Raw genomic sequence first — 16,084 nt, 5'->3', positions numbered from 1 at the left:
TCTTTTACAGTATAGACACAGTCATATAGGCTGTAAAATGACATATTTGCACGGAAAAATGGTGCATTTTTTTAAAAGACTAGTGATACCAAGGGACGAGACATCTATTTACAAGGTGACATATTTGCACGGAGATGTGGAGCAAAAATAGCGTTACATTTCATAAACGTTGATAAAACAGCATTCTTACGACAAATGTCGTATTATGACGGATGAAATACACGTAATGTGACAAATTCAAAAAAAAATTTGATGTAAAAATGACATATTTGCACGGAGAATAGGAGCAAAAATGATAAAAATAAAGATTTGGGCAACAAAGTGACACATTTGCACGGAAAATAGGGACATAAAACAAAAAAATGCCCTTTTTTAGACACAGAAAGTTCACATTTTTACAAAGAATAAATGAACATTTGCAGAAAAAATCGTGCTTTTTTAAAAAAGTGGCATGTTTGCACGGAAATCTGGAGCAAAAAACACTTTTGCACGGAGATTTGGAGCAAAAAATGCAGAAAACGAAGGGGGAAAGTCGCTGTCTCAAGAAAAATTATGTAAAAGTGGCATATTTGCACGGAAGATTGGAGCCAAACTTATAGTAAATGCAGTATAGAAAGAAAAACGACACTTTTGCACGGAAACCTGGAGCAAAAATTAGTTATAAAACTTCTTTCAGACACAAAAAGTTCACAAAATGATAGGGAAGGTGAAGTTTAATAACTATATCAGCAGGGGAAATAGTATGTTTACATAGAGAATTGGAGCAAAAAAAAACTTTTGCACGGAAATGTGGAGCAAAAAATGCAGTAACTAATGGCAGGTAGATAAAAAGAATGCTCTTATAAAAATCATAAGAGCATTCTTTTTTAGCCTATAGAACTTGTTACGTTTTGATAGATAGAAAGGGGAGCATATTCGTAATCACCGGCTAATAAGTCTTTTACTTCACTTTCTCCCACAGGAATAAAGGTAATCTGAAACACTTGGCCCACTCTTTTATAAGATTGGACAGCTAGTTTTTGTTCGACTAGCTCATCTAAGGCTGTTTCAATTTCGACAAGGTTTTCTTTTTTTCGTCTTTTTCGAAAGCGGACTCTTGTCGAAAAATATAAATAATCTCTTGTCACATTGTATGAAGATTTTGTTTCATAGCAAATGAGACGCTCTTTTTGCATAACGAATAGCAAATGGTAAGCGGCGTCTAAACTTAATTTTTCTACTTTATTTTTATAGATACGCACCGTTTGGCGTTGAATATAGTCTCTATATATCACTTCATTGACGTGAATTTCAGCAATTCGCGTTCCGTTCGGCATCGTAGTAATATCCACAAAGTCAAAAATACCATAAGCAATTTTTTTATTATGCTGCACTTTTGTCATGCTGTAGTGCTTCATTTTTGTAATTCTTTCTTCTATCATCTGATAGTTGCGCTTACTGTCTGTTTTATAAAGTGCTTTCACAAGGTCACCAATTTTTACGTTAATGATTTTCTGTGTAGCGAACAATTCATCACGTTGGCTCATGATCTCTAAAAACACTTTATAATCAAACCGATCTAAATCACTAATTTTATTTCCATTTTCTTCAGCGTATTCTTTTTCTATTAACAATTCGTAATCTGTCCCGTCTTCAGAGTTATAAGTACTTAAGAAATATTCTTTTCCTTCTTTCTCTAATAGGGGTTGCTCGACGAGAAGCTTTGCTCTTGAGTTAGAGAAAAAAGGATTCTCTACAGTTGAAAAAGGGCTTTCAATAATACTATGATTTCCATTTTGGAAGCTTGGGTCCAGTATAGTCAGCCCAATAATAATAGATATATCCGTATGGATTGCTTTTTCTCGCTGGGTCTTGGTTTTTTGATGAATATAAGGATAATCCGTTAAGAAGAAGCTATCTTCTTGACTCCATTCACGCAGAATACCAATTCGTTTATCAATGACTTCTTCCGGAGATGATACATTTTCAAACTGTTTGCAAAAGAGTTCTTTTCCATTCGTTTTATAATAAGCTGTTAGCGCTTTGTATTCTCCAATCAGTTCTTTATTTTTCTTAGGCTTTTTTTGCTCATAGTCGCGTATAGCAGCATCTAACCATCTGCGTTTCGTACGATTGAGAAAGTCTTTTTTTAAAATCCTCAACGCTTCGTTTACATCTTTATTTTCAAAGTGCTGCTGATAAAGAGGGAGGATGGTGCTTTCTAAATCACTTTTTATACTTTCGTTATAAACAGATAAGAGGCGTAATTTAGATACTCTATCAATGACTTCGCGTATGAGTAAAGATGAATAATCCATACACATCTAACCTCCTTAACCTTAAGTTAGTCATTTTAATTCTTAGCTGGATAGTGGCTTTAAATCTATTGTAATGCACTAAAGTTCGATGCTACAAACAAAAGACGGCTACTATCTATAGTCTATTTTTCATTATACACGTGCAAAGCGGGCGAAGGGGGAGATTTTCTCATTTTCTTTTTTAGTAATCTACATTTTGTCATGAATTATATACATTTGCAGTGTAGCTTATGTATGGAGAATGACCGTGTCCGCACCACTGCTAATTCTGCTACCGAGTTTAATGGACTGATAGAAAGTATCTCAAAATAAAAGGTTATCAGCGATTAAAAGAGAATACTTTGTAAAACTATTAAACTCATACCGGAGGTTATAAATGAACCCTATATTAAATGAAGTAGGCACGGTTTTTATTCCTCTAAAGGACATAAAAAAAGCACGAGACTGGTATTGTGACATACTAGGTTTGATAGCAGATGGAGACATTTTATATGATCATTTATATGTGATACCTATGAATGGAACAGGAATTGTATTAGATAGCAAAACTTATTCAAAAAATACGCTTTTTAAAACGCCAGCTTTTCATTTGAATACAAACGATATTAAAGAAGCTTATGAATATATGAAACAGAAAAAAGTAGAGCTAACGACAGGAATTCAACACAATCATTGGTTTACATTTAAAGATCCGGATGGAAATCACCTGATGGTGTGTCAGTGCTGAACCTATGGAACAATAAAAGGACCTTCAAGAGAAGGTCCTTTTATTGTATTGCCTTTGCATTTTACAACTTGATAGATTTATTTCTGAATTGAATCATTCTTACAATATTTATCACAATGGTTTTTGTTACAGCATAAGCAGGAATCGCTAAGATCATTCCGAGTATTCCTGCAATATTACCCGCAACAAGCAATAAAATAATAATCGTTAAAGGATGAGTGTTTAATTTCTTTCCAATTACCAGCGGAGAAATAATGTTCCCATCTAGCTGTTGAACGATTACGACGACAATAATTACTAATATCGCTTTTGTAGGAGAGTATAATAAGCCTACGATTAAAGCGGGTGCTACGCCAATAAAAGGGCCGACGTACGGGATAATATTAGTAAGGGCTCCTATTAGTGCGAGTATTAATGCATAAGGCAACCCGATGATGAGGTAACCAATGAATGTACTAATACCGACAAACAAACAAACGAGCATTTGGCCTTGAATATAAGTAGCTAGCGTATTTGTTGTTTCTTTCATTGTACGTAACGTTTCTTTTCGATAAGAAGCAGGAACCATACGCAGCGTATTTTTACGAAGTTTATGGCTGTCTTTGAGCATATAAAAAAGAATGAAAGGAACTGTTACAACCGTAAGTGTAATATTTGTTACGACGCTTAAAACAGATGAAATACTGTTTGTGAGATTCGTAGGTAAAGTAGACGCGTAGTTTAAAAGTGACTCTTCAATATGATCGAGCGACACATATTTTTGTTCAACCAGCCAGTTAAACCATCTTGAGTTAGATAAATCATTTATGTACTCTCTCGTTTCTACAATGTAAGACGGAATATTCTTAGCCAAATCAGTTAATTGTTTAGATAAGGTAGGTCCCACACCGCCCACAATAGAAGCAATTACGCCGATAAAAACAACGTATAATAGTAAAATGGCCAGTGTTTTTGGCACTTTTTTTCTTGTGAGAAATGACACAATTGGTTCGAATAAAAAGAAAAGAAAACCAGCTACAAGAATAGGGAAAAACAAAGTGGAGATAAACACACCGATTGGTAGAAAAACAAACGAAATATGTTTACAAATGTAAATCAGTAAAGCAATCATTAATAGTTCTAATGTCCAAAAATGCAGTTTCGATTTAAACAAAAAGTTACCCTCTTTCTTTACTATTTTTTACTATCATACATCAAAAAAGAAACCCACTGCACGTTAAAAGTGGGCTTTTTTAGTCTGTATAACTTTCATTTAAATAAAAATTAGGCTTTTTCCTCTTTGTCTTCAGTAGTATCCTCTGGAGTTTTTTTGTCGTCATCCTGTATAATTCCTTCTGCTGCATTTTTAAATTCTCGCAGGGAATGTCCAAATGCTCGTCCTATGTCCGGCAATTTACTTGGTCCAAATACAATTAAGGCAGTAATCCCGATTACGACCATGCTTGTGGCTCCTGGCATGATATCCTCTCCTTTAAAAACAATGAATATATAAAATTTAAAAAGAGATAGTAAATAAAGTGCATGTTTATACTATTCACTTTTCTCTTTAAAATTCCTTTATTTTAAATGATACGAAAACAAGGTGGAGCGGCTATGTATGATTTAAATGCTAGTAGTGATATTTTGCATATGAAATTTATTATAGCATTAAAGACAGCCGTTCGCCTTATTACTCTTGTATAAGCCCTATGTGAAAAAACTTGCTTTAATTCTTATGGAATCATGTCAGAAATCGTGTTTTTAAAATTAAAGAATTAGTATATGAAAACAAGAAAAGAAAAAAATCGAAAAAATATAAAGATAAATTGTTGTAAAATTTAGAAATAAGTAATAGAATTAAATAAAATGTTAACGTTAACATTTTTGTTGTTGAAGATTATATCTTATTAAAATAGTTATCTATAAATAAGATTATTTATCCTCATATAAAATTTTGTTAACGTTAACAAAAAAGTAAAGGAGTAGGTAGAAATGAAACAGTTTATGGATGACCATTTTTTATTAACAAATGAAACAGCAGCACACTTGTATAATACTTACGCAAAAGATATGCCGATTATTGATTATCATTGCCACTTAAACCCGCAGGAAGTTTATGAGAATAAACAGTTTAAAACGTTAACTAACGTTTGGCTAGATGGAGATCACTATAAATGGAGACTGATGAGAGCCAACGGAATTGAAGAAGAAAAGATAACAGGATCAGCGAGTGACTATGAAAAATTTCTCGCGTGGGCTAAAACAGTTCCGATGACGATTGGGAATCCGCTATATCATTGGACGCATCTAGAGTTAAAGCGTTTTTTTAATATTGATGAGATATTAAATGAACAGACGGCACCGTTTATTTGGGAAAAAGCAAACGAGAAATTACGCAGCGGTAAGTTTGGTGCAAGAGATCTTATTACACGTTCTAACTTAAAAGTTATCTGTACAACGGATGACCCAACAGATTCATTAGAGTATCATATGAAACTAAGAGATGTTCAAGGTTTTGAGACCCAAGTACTTCCAAGTTTTCGTCCGGATAAAGGGCTTGAAATCAACCAAGAAGGGTTTAAGAGCTGGATTGCAAAGTTGCAAGATTGTTCAAACCGCTCCATTCACACCTATGATGATTTGTTAAAAGCTCTTGAAAGTCGAGCTCGTTTTTTCCATTCCATGGGAGGGCGTTTATCTGATCACGCACTAAATAAAATGGTATATACGAAGACTTCGAAAGAAGAAGTTTCGGAGATTTTCTTAAAAGCCTTAAAAGGTGAAGGCGTAAGTACTGAAGAAGAAAGTAAATACAAGTCATATACGTTAATCTTTTTAGGGAAGCTGTATAACGAGCTAGGTTGGGCAATGCAATTTCACCTTCATGCTCTTAGAAACAATAACACCAAAATGTTTCGTCAGTTAGGTCCAGATACAGGGTATGACTCGATGTATGACGGACAAGTGGCAGAGCCTCTCGTACAGCTTCTTGATCAAATGGACGTACAAAATAGTTTGCCAAAGACGATTTTATATTCGTTAAATCCAAAAGATAATTATGTATTAGCAAGTATAATTGGCAGCTTTCAAGGAGACGGTATTCCTGGCAAGCTGCAGCTTGGCACAGCTTGGTGGTTTAATGATCAACGAGAAGGTATGTTAGAACAAATGAAAGCGTTATCAAATATTGGGTTGTTTAGTCGGTTTATCGGTATGTTAACAGATTCCCGAAGTTTTCTTTCATATACAAGGCATGAATATTTCAGAAGACTAGTATGCAGCTTAATCGGTACGTGGGTAGAAGAAGGGGAAGTACCTAATGACCAGCAGCTGCTTGAGCAAATTGTGAAAGGAATATGTTATGAAAATGCTAAAGACTACTTTAGCTTCCCAGCCTATACGCTGCAAAAATAAAGGCGCAAAATAGTTTAAAGAATTGCAAGGGGAGAAGGGGGATTACCATGAGTGTTGTGGCAACAGAAAGAAAGGTTGAAATAAAAGTAGAAAAGAAAAATCTTAGTGTAAAAGAAAAAATATCTTATGGTATGGGTGATTTTGGTAACGGTTTCATGTTCGATTTAGGGCAGCTTTATTTGTTGAAGTTCTTTACAGATGTGGCAGGCATCCCTGCCACGGCTGCGGGAGGGATTTTTCTAGTAAGTAAGTTATTTGCAGCAGTTTGTGATCCCATTGTTGGTTCGTCCATTGATTACCGAAAAAACATCGGAGCTAAAGGGAAATTCCGGCCGTATTTACTATTCGGAAGTATGGTGTTAGCCATTTTAACCGTACTCACGTTTATTTCGCCAAATCTTTCACCGGCGGGTAAATTAATTTATGCGTACGCTTCTTATATGATTTGGGGAATTGGCTATTCATTTGTCAATATTCCATACGGATCGCTAGGCGCATCCATGACTCAAAATACTTCTGATCGCACGTCTCTTGCTGCTTTTCGTCAAACAGGATCATTAGGTGCACTGTTTGTAACCAGCATTGCTGTTGTACCGCTCATTCTGTTATTTCCAAATGAAAAAATCGGTTATCCCGTTGTTATGGGAATTATGTCGGTCATTGGCATCATCGCTTTTTATGTATGCTATCGCAATTGCAAAGAACGCATTGTCGTAAAAGAGAGTCCAAAAGAAAAACTATCAGTCAAGTCTATTTTTAAAACGTTTGTAAGTAACAAACCTCTTTTAATTTTAGTGTTTATGACGGTATTTACCATTTCAGCTTACAATATTAAATCAGCTATGCTTATTTACTTTGCACAGTATAATTTAGGAAATGTTAAATTGATGGCTTACATGAACTTTATTATTATTGGTTCATCCTTTCTAGGAGTCATTATGCTGCCAAAGCTTGTTAGCCGATTTGGAAAAAAGCAAGCTGCAATGATTGGCTTAGGAATCAGTATTGCAGCGGACACAGTAAATTTCTTTATGCCTTCTAACGTCGTAATTTTTACGATTTTAGCAAGTATTGCTTTTATAGGTATCAGCATTCCTAACGGGATTACATGGGCATTTGTATCAGATATTATTGATTATGGTGAATGGAAAACAGGCGAAAGAAAAGAAGGCACAACGTATTCATTGTTCAACTTTTCTCGAAAGCTTGCTCAGTCGCTATCCGGCTTCTTATCAGGTATTGGTTTAGGGTTAGTTGGGTATATCCCAAACGTGGCACAAAAGGCAGGTACATTAGTGGGAATTAAAAGTTTGCTGTTACTATATCCTGCTATTGCTTTGTCCATTGCTGCAGTGATTATTGGTTTTATGTATAAGCTAACGGATAAGAAACACGCGGAGATTGTCCAAGATATTCATGCTAGGTCTTAGTCAAAACTGTCATAACATTCACCATTTGCTTATTATTCCTACTAACTTGTGATATCCTTATAATAAAAATCGATACTGATTCATTAAAGGAAGGTAAATGAAATGGGTGTTACAATTAAGGATATTGCAAAACTAGCAAACGTATCACATACAACGGTTTCACGTGCATTAAACAATAGTCCGCTTATTAAAGAAAAAACAAAAAAGAAAATTTTAGAGATTGCAAATACGCTTAACTATATTCCTGATTATCATGCGAAAAATTTAGTGCTTCAAAAATCTCATACAATTGGATTGTTTTTTACGAGCATGGCAAACGGTACGTCACCAAGTTTTTTAGTAGATAGTATTAGAGGGGTAAGTAAAGTAATTGATGTTCAGTATAATTTATTTGTAAGAGGCATTGACGATTATGATGATTATACGTACATCAACAATAAACGCTTTGATGCGATTATTTTAATGAGTCAAAGCGACCGTGATAACACTTTTATATATAACGTAGTAGAAAAAGGCATCCCGTTGATTGTGCTCAACCGTCAAGTTGACGATTCATCGATTATTAATATTTTGTCAAATGACAAAGAAGGAGCCTACAAAGCCGGCGAATATTTGATTGAATTAGGTCACAGGCATATTGCAATCATAGAAGGAATAGAAGGTTTTAAATCAACTCAACAGCGTAAGGAAGGATTTCTTAACTCGTTAATTGATCACAATGTTTCCATTCGCCAAGAGTATATGATTCAAGGAAATTACGATATGCAAAGCGGATATGAAGGAATGAAAGCACTGTTAAGGTTAAAGCAGCCGCCTACTGCTGTTTTTTGTTCAAATGATGATATGGCAATCGGTGCTATGAACGCCGCATTCGAGTCTGGGCTAAACGTACCGAGTGATATCTCAATTATTGGATTTGATGATATTGAATTAGCCAAATACACCACTCCTTCACTCACAACCGTTAAAAGACCAATCGAGAAAATCAGCATGACCGGAGCAGAAGCAGTTTTATCATTAATGGACAAAGATGACAAAAAGATGCTGCAAAATAAAGTTTTAATTAATACCGAATTAATGGTTCGCCAGTCTGTAAAGTCACGCTCATCTATGTAGCCGGTTATTTAGTATAACCGGCCCAAAAATGTTAACGTTAACATTTTTAAGAAATAAAACAATATAAAAAGCTATAAAAATAACAATGTTAATGTGTGCAAAGAAGGAGATGCTAACATGAAGTTAAACCGTCAGATGCAAGCTAACACACGTATATACCCAGAAAAATTACTGCAGTTTGGAGAAGGCGTATTTCTAAGAGGGTTTGCTGATTGGCAAATTCATCAAATGAACAAACACACTGCATTTAAAGGCAGTATAGTAGCTGTCAATCCGAGAATTACGGGAAATGCAGGTAAATTGAATGAGCAAGACGGTTTGTTTACGGTTTCTCTTCAAGGAATTCAAGACGGTAAAGCAGTCAAAGAACATGAAGTAATTGAATCTATTAGCCGCGGTCTAAATCCGTATGAAGATTATGAGGCGTATATGCAATTAGCGGAGAAAGAAGAGCTAAGATTTCTTATTTCTAATACAACAGAAGCAGGTATCGCATTTTTAGAAGAAGACCGCTTGGAACATGCACCGCAAACGAGTTTTCCTGGTAAAGTTACGGCATTTCTATATAAGCGGTTTCAAGCTTTTCAAGGAGATCCAACAAAGGGACTTATTATCCTTCCTTGTGAATTAGTGGAGCGAAACGGGGATTTGTTAAAGAAAATGGTATTGCGCTATGCCGACAAATGGAATTTAGAGAAAAAGTTTACCGAATGGATACACGAAGCAAATGCTTTTTGCTGCACGCTTGTTGACCGAATTGTGCCAGGTTATCCAAACGATGAAAATCTGCTCAATGAACTGAGTTATGAAGATGAGTTTTTTGTGATCGCAGAGCCATTTTACTTATGGGTTATTGAGGGACCTGAGTGGGTAAAAGAAGAGTTTCCCGCGGAAGAAGCTGGTTTACATGTGAAATTTGTGAACGACATTGCACCATATGCGCTGCAGAAAGTCAGAATTTTAAATGGGATTCATACTGCTATGATGCCTGTTGCGTATTTAGCGGAACTAAATACGGTCAGAGAAGCAGTCGAAGATGATGTAATCGGAACGTTTATTCGAAAGTGTCTGTATGAAGAAATTATTCCTAGTTTACCAGTTTCGGAAGAAGAGTCTTTGCCAGTTGCTAAATCTACATTAGAACGCTTTCAAAATCCGTTTATCCACCACGCATTAATGAGCATCTCTTTGAACAGCATGACAAAGTTTAAAACGCGAAACATCCCAACTCTTAAAGAGTACGTTGAAAAGCAAGGAGCGCTGCCGGCTTTGCTTACATTTTCTCTCAGTGCCCTCATTTCTTTTTATAAAGGAAAAAGAGAAGGAGAAAAAATTGAACTATCAGATGACCCTGCAGTTCTAGAAATGTATGAATCTCTTTGGAATACGTTTGACGGTACTGAAAAAAGCATTTCTTACATTGTAAAAGAAGTGCTGGGATATAAAGAGCATTGGGGAGAGAATTTAAATACGATTCCTAGCTTAACAGAAGCCGTAACAAATGGAGTCTTAGCCATTGAAACTCTCGGAATGAAACAGGCAATAAAAGAAATTCTCTATGTAACCGCAACTAAACAGTAAGAGGTGAAGCATATGAAAGAAGTAATTCGTATTCATGAGGAAGATAATGTAGCAGTAGCTTTACGAGATTTTTTAGCACAAGAGAACCTTATGGTTGATGGAAAAGAAATTTCTCTAAAAGAAGAAGTAAAAAGGGGCCATAAAATAGCTCTTACGCCAATTTCAGCGGGCGGCAACATTATAAAATATGGTTTTCCAATCGGGCATGCGACGCACTCTATTTTACCTGGTGAATGGGTGCATACGCATAACACAAAAACAAATTTAAATAATGTTAACGAATATGAATTTCATCAAAAGTTAGCAGCTCCTAAAGAAAAAAAACAATCGCTAACGTTTAAAGGATATCGCCGCAAAAACGGAGACATTGGAATTAGAAATGAGCTTTGGATTATTCCAACGGTAGGGTGCGTAAATGGTATAGCCGAACAAATGATTAAACAGTTTCAAAAAGAAATAGGTGATATCTCGCCTTTTGAACATGTAACCGTTTTAAAACACAATTACGGATGTTCTCAGCTCGGTGATGATCACCTTAATACAAGAACCATGCTTACGAGAATGGTACAGCATCCAAATGCTGGAGGCGTATTAGTATTAGGGCTTGGATGTGAGAATAATAGCTTAACAGAATTTAAACAAGCGCTAGGTACAATTGATGAAAGCAGAGTGAAGTTTTTACAATCTCAAGACGTCGAGGATGAAATTGAGGCAGGAGTCACTTTGTTAAAAGAAATTTATGCTGCTGCTAAAGATGATAAAAGAGAAGACGTTGATATTTCCAGGCTGAAAGTAGGTCTTAAATGCGGTGGGTCAGATGGATTATCTGGTATTACAGCAAATCCGCTGCTCGGTAAATTCTCTGACTGGCTCATTGCCCAAGGAGGCACAACAGTTTTAACAGAAGTACCTGAAATGTTTGGTGCAGAAACCCTGCTAATGGAAAGAGCTGTTGATGAACAAACATTTGATAAAATTGTTCATCTGGTTAATGACTTTAAAACGTATTTTCTCAATCATGAACAGCCGGTGTATGAAAATCCTTCTCCCGGCAATAAAGCAGGCGGCATTACAACGTTAGAAGATAAATCACTTGGCTGTACTCAAAAAGCAGGCACGGCCCCAGTCGTAGACGTGTTAAATTACGGAGATCGCTTACAAACTAACGGTTTAAATTTACTAAGTGCTCCTGGAAATGATTTAGTTGCCTCAACTGCTTTAGCGGCTTCAGGGTGTCATATTGTACTGTTTACAACGGGACGAGGAACGCCGTTTGGAACGTTTGTGCCCACTATAAAAATTTCTACAAACACCGCTCTTTATAACAAGAAGCCGCACTGGATTGATTTTAATGGAGGGGTACTGGTTGAAGGTGACACAGAAGAAGCTACGTTAGAAAGCTTTATTGAGTACATGATCGGGGTTTCTAGCGGAGAGCTTGTAAATAACGAAAAAAATGATTTTAAAGAAATGGCCATTTTTAAAACAGGCGTTACTTTATAAATAAGTCGGTTACTAGATTGTTAAACGAAAGGGGAAAAGCTAGTGAAAAAATATGTGCTTTCTTTGTTTGTGATGACTCTGATGCTTATTTTACCGTTTTCTGCCCAAGGAGAAGCTCTTTCAGCAAGTGAAAAAATAACAGCAGTTAAAGAACAAATTCAGCCTCCTTCATTTCCGAACCGTACGTTTAATATTAAGCGGTACGGAGCAGCAGGAGATGGAAAGTCTGATTCAACGGCTGCTTTTAAAAAAGCAATCGAAGCGGCTAACAAAGCAGGAGGAGGGCGCGTTGTTGTTCCACCAGGAACTTATGTTACCGGTGCGATTTATTTAAAAAGCAATGTAAATCTTCATGTAATGAAAAAAGCTACCATTAAGTTTAGTCAAAATCCTGACAAATACTTACCTGCTGTCTTAACAAGATGGGAAGGCGTGGAGCTATATAATTATTCACCGCTTATCTATGCTTATAACGAAAAAAATATTGCGATTACAGGAGAAGGTACGTTAGATGGACAGGGTGATAACGAACATTGGTGGCCCTGGAAAGGAAAAAAGGAGTTTGGATGGAAAGAAGGCGAGCCCAATCAACAGCAAGATCGCGATTTGCTGTTTAAAATGGCAGAAGAGAAAGTTCCTGTTAAAGAGCGCGTATTTGGCAAAGGGCACTATTTGAGACCTAGTTTTATTCAGCCTTATCACAGCAAAAATATTATGATAAAAGGTGTAACCATTTTAAATTCGCCCATGTGGCAAATCAACCCTGTCTTAAGCGAGAACATTTTAATTGATGATGTAAAAATTATAGGTCATGGTCCTAATAATGATGGAGTAGACCCTGAATCGAGTAAAAATGTGCTTATTAAAGATTCTTATTTTGACAATGGAGATGATTGTATTGCGATTAAGTCGGGGCGTAATGCAGATGGAAGAAGAATCAACGTACCAAGTGAAAATATTATTATTGAAGGAAACGAAATGAAAGATGGCCACGGGGGCGTTGTGATCGGCAGCGAAATATCAGGAAGCGTCCGGAACGTATTTGCTCAGCACAATGTTATGGACAGTCCCAATCTAGACCGGGCGCTGCGCATTAAAACAAATTCAGTTCGCGGCGGAACGATTGAAGATATCGACTTTAGCAGCAATACGGTCAAAAGCGTTGGCAGTGAAGTGATTCAAATAGACATGTACTATGAAGAAGGAGACACAGGGAATTTTACGCCCGTCGTTCGTAATATCAACATAGAAAATTTGCAAAGTAATGGAGGGAAATACGGCTTATGGATTCGAGCCTATGAACGTTCTCCCGTTACAAACCTAACAATTCATCATTCTAATTTCCAGCATGTTGCAACCCCATTGTTAATGGAGAATGTAAAGAGCCCTGTGTTTGAAGAGTTTTGTATAAATGGAAGCTGCATGAATACAAATCCGTAAAAGGGCGTGTTCATAATCAGCTGCAAGTAAGAGGTAGAACAAACGTATTTTAGCCCAAGAAGTATCCGCACAATGAATCGAGATTATCGATTCATTGTGCGGTCTTTTTTTTGTTGTGATGGTGAACGTAGGATCAATGTGTTAATAATGGTAAAAACCTGCTCTGGAATTTTTACTATTTTATAGATAAGTCAAATGACTCTTACTAATTGATAGATAACATGTATGAAAGAAATGACTTTTGAAGATTGTTTTCTAAGCAATTTATTACCTAAATGTGGATGTGGGAAGTGTGAGGGAAGATATATAAAAGAATTATAAAAACATTTGTCTTTGTAAGCGTTTTATTCTTTATTTTAATAAAGAGCAAAAAAAGGATGTTTTTCTCTAAATTTTTACCATTGAATATTTTGAATAAAGTTCATAAAATAAACTTGTAAGCGTTTTAAAAGATTAGAAAGTATGTATCTTAAAAGTTGAATAGAGAATTATTTATGAAGATAGGAAATGTGATTTTTTTGCTTTTGATCACCGTTTCCAAGAATACCTTAACAAGTAACAGCAAAACGTTCATTTAATGAAATAAAGAAATAGATAGGAGTAGAGAAAAATGTACATCGGCGTCGATTATTACCCTGAACATTGGCCAGAGAATATGATAGAAGAAGATATCCAAGGTATTAAAGAGTTAGGATCAAATATGGTGAGAATAGGGGAGTTCGCTTGGCATCTTATGGAGCCTAAAGAAGGGCAATATGACTTTTCTTTTTTTGATAGCGTTATCAATAAGCTTAAAAAACAGAATATTGACATTATGTTTGGTACCCCTACTGCCACTTTTCCGGCTTGGCTTGCGAAGCAGCATCCTTCTATTTTATCAATAGATGAAAATGGGGCGGTCAGAGCATTTGGAGGAAGACGTCAATATTGTTTTAATTCTCCTCTTTACCGGCAGTATAGCGCTCAGATTACAGAACAACTAGTAAAGCACTACTGCTCAGAAGAAGCAATCGTAGCATGGCAAGTTGACAATGAATTTGGCCATGAAGGCAGTGATATGTGTTACTGCGAACAATGTCATAAAGAGTTTCAGCAGTTTTTGGAAAGAAAATATAAAGATATTAATGAGTTAAATGAAAAGTATGGCACTATTTTCTGGGGACAAACGTATAACGACTTTACCGAAGTGCCTATGCCTGTAAAAACAATTACGACACACAGTCCTTCGTTAAAGCTTGATTGGGCGCGCTTTCGCTCTTTTTCGTTAAACAGATATGCTCATGAACAAACAGCAATTGTGAAGAGATATAAAGGTGATCACCAGCTGTTGACAACGAACGTCTCAGGAGGCTTTTTTGATAAATGGTTTGACCATGAAGAGAATCTAGAAGTCATGGACTTTGTATCCTATGACAATTATCCGGTATGGGGCGGTCAAACAGAGCCGATTACCCCTGCTCATATTGCACTGGGACATGATTTTAATAGAGGTCTGCTACATAAAAATTTCTGGATTGTAGAGGAATTAATGGGTGCTCAAGGTCATGATGTCATCGGTTATCTACCGAGGCCTAATCAGGCAAAAATGTGGTCTTATCAAGCGTTTGCTCATGGATGCACGGACCTGCTGTATTTCCGTTGGCGCGGAATGACAAGAGGAGCTGAGCAATACTGCTACGGAATTGTAGGTCACGATAATCATTATGGAAGACGCTACAAAGAAGTTCAGTCGTTATTTAGTGAAATCGTTAAGTACGAACATGTACTTGAATCTGACATTAAGTCGGATGTTGCTGTTTTATATGACTATGAAAATATATGGTCATGGCGCTTTCAGCAGCAAAGTGAAGGGTTTGACTTTACGCAAGAGCTTCTTAGAGGGTATACACCGTTTTATAAGTTGAATACACCTATTGATGTTATTCCTGCTACAAGAGATTTTTCAAGCTATAAAGTACTGGTTGTTCCAGCTTTGCAAATCATTGATGAAGAACTAGGTAAAAGATTTACTGAATTTACTGAAAGCGGAGGCGTTATCGTTTTTACGTTTAGAACCGGCATTAAAGACAAACAAAATAATATTCACTTTAAACAGACGCTGCCCGGATATGTAAAAGAAATAACAGGGATTGAAATTCATGAAGTGGAAGCACTGTCTTCTACTCAAAAAGCAGCTATTAAAGGAAAAGGATCGTATGAAGGAGAACAAGCAAGTGCGTCCGTGTGGAGAGACATTATCACACCTGTAACAGCTGAAGTGCTGTATGAGTATGATGATCCATTTTATAATCAAGCCGCTGTAACAAAAAATCAGTTTGGTCGCGGGACGGTTTATTATGTAGGCTGTGGAATTGAAGGGCAAACGTTTGAAAAAATTGCGCTTGATATTGTAAAACAGCAGCAGATTGAGCATACGGAAAGTGAAGATGGAGTTGAAGTATATCCTCGCAAGCTTGGAGAGACAAGTTATTACTTCCTTATGAACCATACGCCAGAAGTAAAAGTATTTAAAGATATTGTTCTGCAGCCTTACGAAAGTCGAGTTGTAGAAAACATGTAGTAGCAACAGGAGACTAGAATCTCATAAAGCAATGAGA

The 16,084-nt window shown here is 36.3% G+C and carries 11 protein-coding genes; 8 read left to right on the top strand and 3 right to left on the bottom strand.

The window, feature by feature from the left end; translation table 11 throughout:
• Window positions 1-866 precede the first annotated feature (866 nt).
• Complete coding sequence (locus ACXAE4_RS18425) at window positions 867-2,297, bottom strand: hypothetical protein (protein WP_014460532.1); 1,431 nt, start codon at window positions 2,295-2,297, stop codon at window positions 867-869.
• Between the two features lie 376 nt (window positions 2,298-2,673).
• Here ACXAE4_RS18425 and ACXAE4_RS18420 point away from each other — a divergent pair, with 376 nt between their 5' ends.
• Window positions 2,674-3,024, top strand: coding sequence for a VOC family protein (locus ACXAE4_RS18420; protein WP_154988999.1), 351 nt, complete (start codon window positions 2,674-2,676; stop codon window positions 3,022-3,024).
• Window positions 3,025-3,085: 61 nt separating this feature from the next.
• Here ACXAE4_RS18420 and ACXAE4_RS18415 read toward each other — a convergent pair whose 3' ends face one another.
• A complete protein-coding gene (locus ACXAE4_RS18415; RefSeq protein ID WP_025751972.1) occupies window positions 3,086-4,177 on the bottom strand; it encodes an AI-2E family transporter in 1,092 nt (363 codons plus the stop codon).
• Window positions 4,178-4,287: 110 nt separating this feature from the next.
• Complete coding sequence (locus ACXAE4_RS18410; protein WP_033578725.1) at window positions 4,288-4,482, bottom strand: twin-arginine translocase TatA/TatE family subunit; 195 nt, start codon at window positions 4,480-4,482, stop codon at window positions 4,288-4,290.
• Window positions 4,483-4,995: 513 nt separating this feature from the next.
• Here ACXAE4_RS18410 and uxaC point away from each other — a divergent pair.
• The 7 genes from uxaC (at window position 4,996) to ACXAE4_RS18375 (ending at window position 16,047) form a co-directional block, all read left to right on the top strand.
• Entirely contained in the window at window positions 4,996-6,417 is a 1,422-nt protein-coding gene (uxaC, locus tag ACXAE4_RS18405; RefSeq protein ID WP_289578865.1) for a glucuronate isomerase, read from the top strand.
• A gap of 47 nt (window positions 6,418-6,464) precedes the next feature.
• Entirely contained in the window at window positions 6,465-7,847 is a 1,383-nt protein-coding gene (locus ACXAE4_RS18400) for an MFS transporter (protein WP_154988995.1), read from the top strand.
• Window positions 7,848-7,949: 102 nt separating this feature from the next.
• Window positions 7,950-8,963 carry a LacI family DNA-binding transcriptional regulator gene (locus ACXAE4_RS18395; protein ID WP_028413696.1) on the top strand — a complete coding sequence of 338 codons (1,014 nt, stop codon included), beginning with the start codon at window positions 7,950-7,952 and terminating at the stop codon, window positions 8,961-8,963.
• Window positions 8,964-9,080: 117 nt separating this feature from the next.
• On the top strand, window positions 9,081-10,544 hold the full coding sequence (locus tag ACXAE4_RS18390; protein WP_154988993.1) for a tagaturonate reductase: 1,464 nt from the start codon (window positions 9,081-9,083) through the stop codon (window positions 10,542-10,544).
• 12 nt (window positions 10,545-10,556) lie between these two features.
• Window positions 10,557-12,047: a UxaA family hydrolase gene (locus ACXAE4_RS18385; protein ID WP_154988992.1), complete on the top strand. Its 1,491-nt coding sequence runs from the start codon at window positions 10,557-10,559 to the stop codon at window positions 12,045-12,047.
• A 42-nt stretch (window positions 12,048-12,089) separates the two neighbouring features.
• Complete coding sequence (locus ACXAE4_RS18380) at window positions 12,090-13,487, top strand: glycoside hydrolase family 28 protein (RefSeq protein ID WP_289578866.1); 1,398 nt, start codon at window positions 12,090-12,092, stop codon at window positions 13,485-13,487.
• Window positions 13,488-14,097: 610 nt separating this feature from the next.
• On the top strand, window positions 14,098-16,047 hold the full coding sequence (locus ACXAE4_RS18375) for a beta-galactosidase (RefSeq protein WP_289578867.1): 1,950 nt from the start codon (window positions 14,098-14,100) through the stop codon (window positions 16,045-16,047).
• Window positions 16,048-16,084 lie beyond the last annotated feature (37 nt).

The sequence above is a fragment of the Priestia sp. ABM2_011 genome (assembly GCF_056158845.1).
The sequence above is the reverse complement of the archived record's forward strand: the minus strand, read 5'-3'. Positions and strand labels throughout refer to the sequence as shown.

Excerpts from the sequence above, each read along its gene's own strand:
- ACXAE4_RS18375 (WP_289578867.1), top strand. The coding sequence starts at position 14,098 with ATGTACATCGGCGTCGATTATTACCCTGAACATTGGCCAGAGAATATG.
- uxaC (WP_289578865.1), top strand. The coding sequence starts at position 4,996 with ATGAAACAGTTTATGGATGACCATTTTTTATTAACAAATGAAACAGCA.
- ACXAE4_RS18420 (WP_154988999.1), top strand. The coding sequence starts at position 2,674 with ATGAACCCTATATTAAATGAAGTAGGCACGGTTTTTATTCCTCTAAAG.
- ACXAE4_RS18425 (WP_014460532.1), bottom strand. The coding sequence starts at position 2,297 with ATGGATTATTCATCTTTACTCATACGCGAAGTCATTGATAGAGTATCT.
- ACXAE4_RS18410 (WP_033578725.1), bottom strand. The coding sequence starts at position 4,482 with ATGCCAGGAGCCACAAGCATGGTCGTAATCGGGATTACTGCCTTAATT.
- ACXAE4_RS18400 (WP_154988995.1), top strand. The coding sequence starts at position 6,465 with ATGAGTGTTGTGGCAACAGAAAGAAAGGTTGAAATAAAAGTAGAAAAG.
- ACXAE4_RS18395 (WP_028413696.1), top strand. The coding sequence starts at position 7,950 with ATGGGTGTTACAATTAAGGATATTGCAAAACTAGCAAACGTATCACAT.
- ACXAE4_RS18385 (WP_154988992.1), top strand. The coding sequence starts at position 10,557 with ATGAAAGAAGTAATTCGTATTCATGAGGAAGATAATGTAGCAGTAGCT.
- ACXAE4_RS18390 (WP_154988993.1), top strand. The coding sequence starts at position 9,081 with ATGAAGTTAAACCGTCAGATGCAAGCTAACACACGTATATACCCAGAA.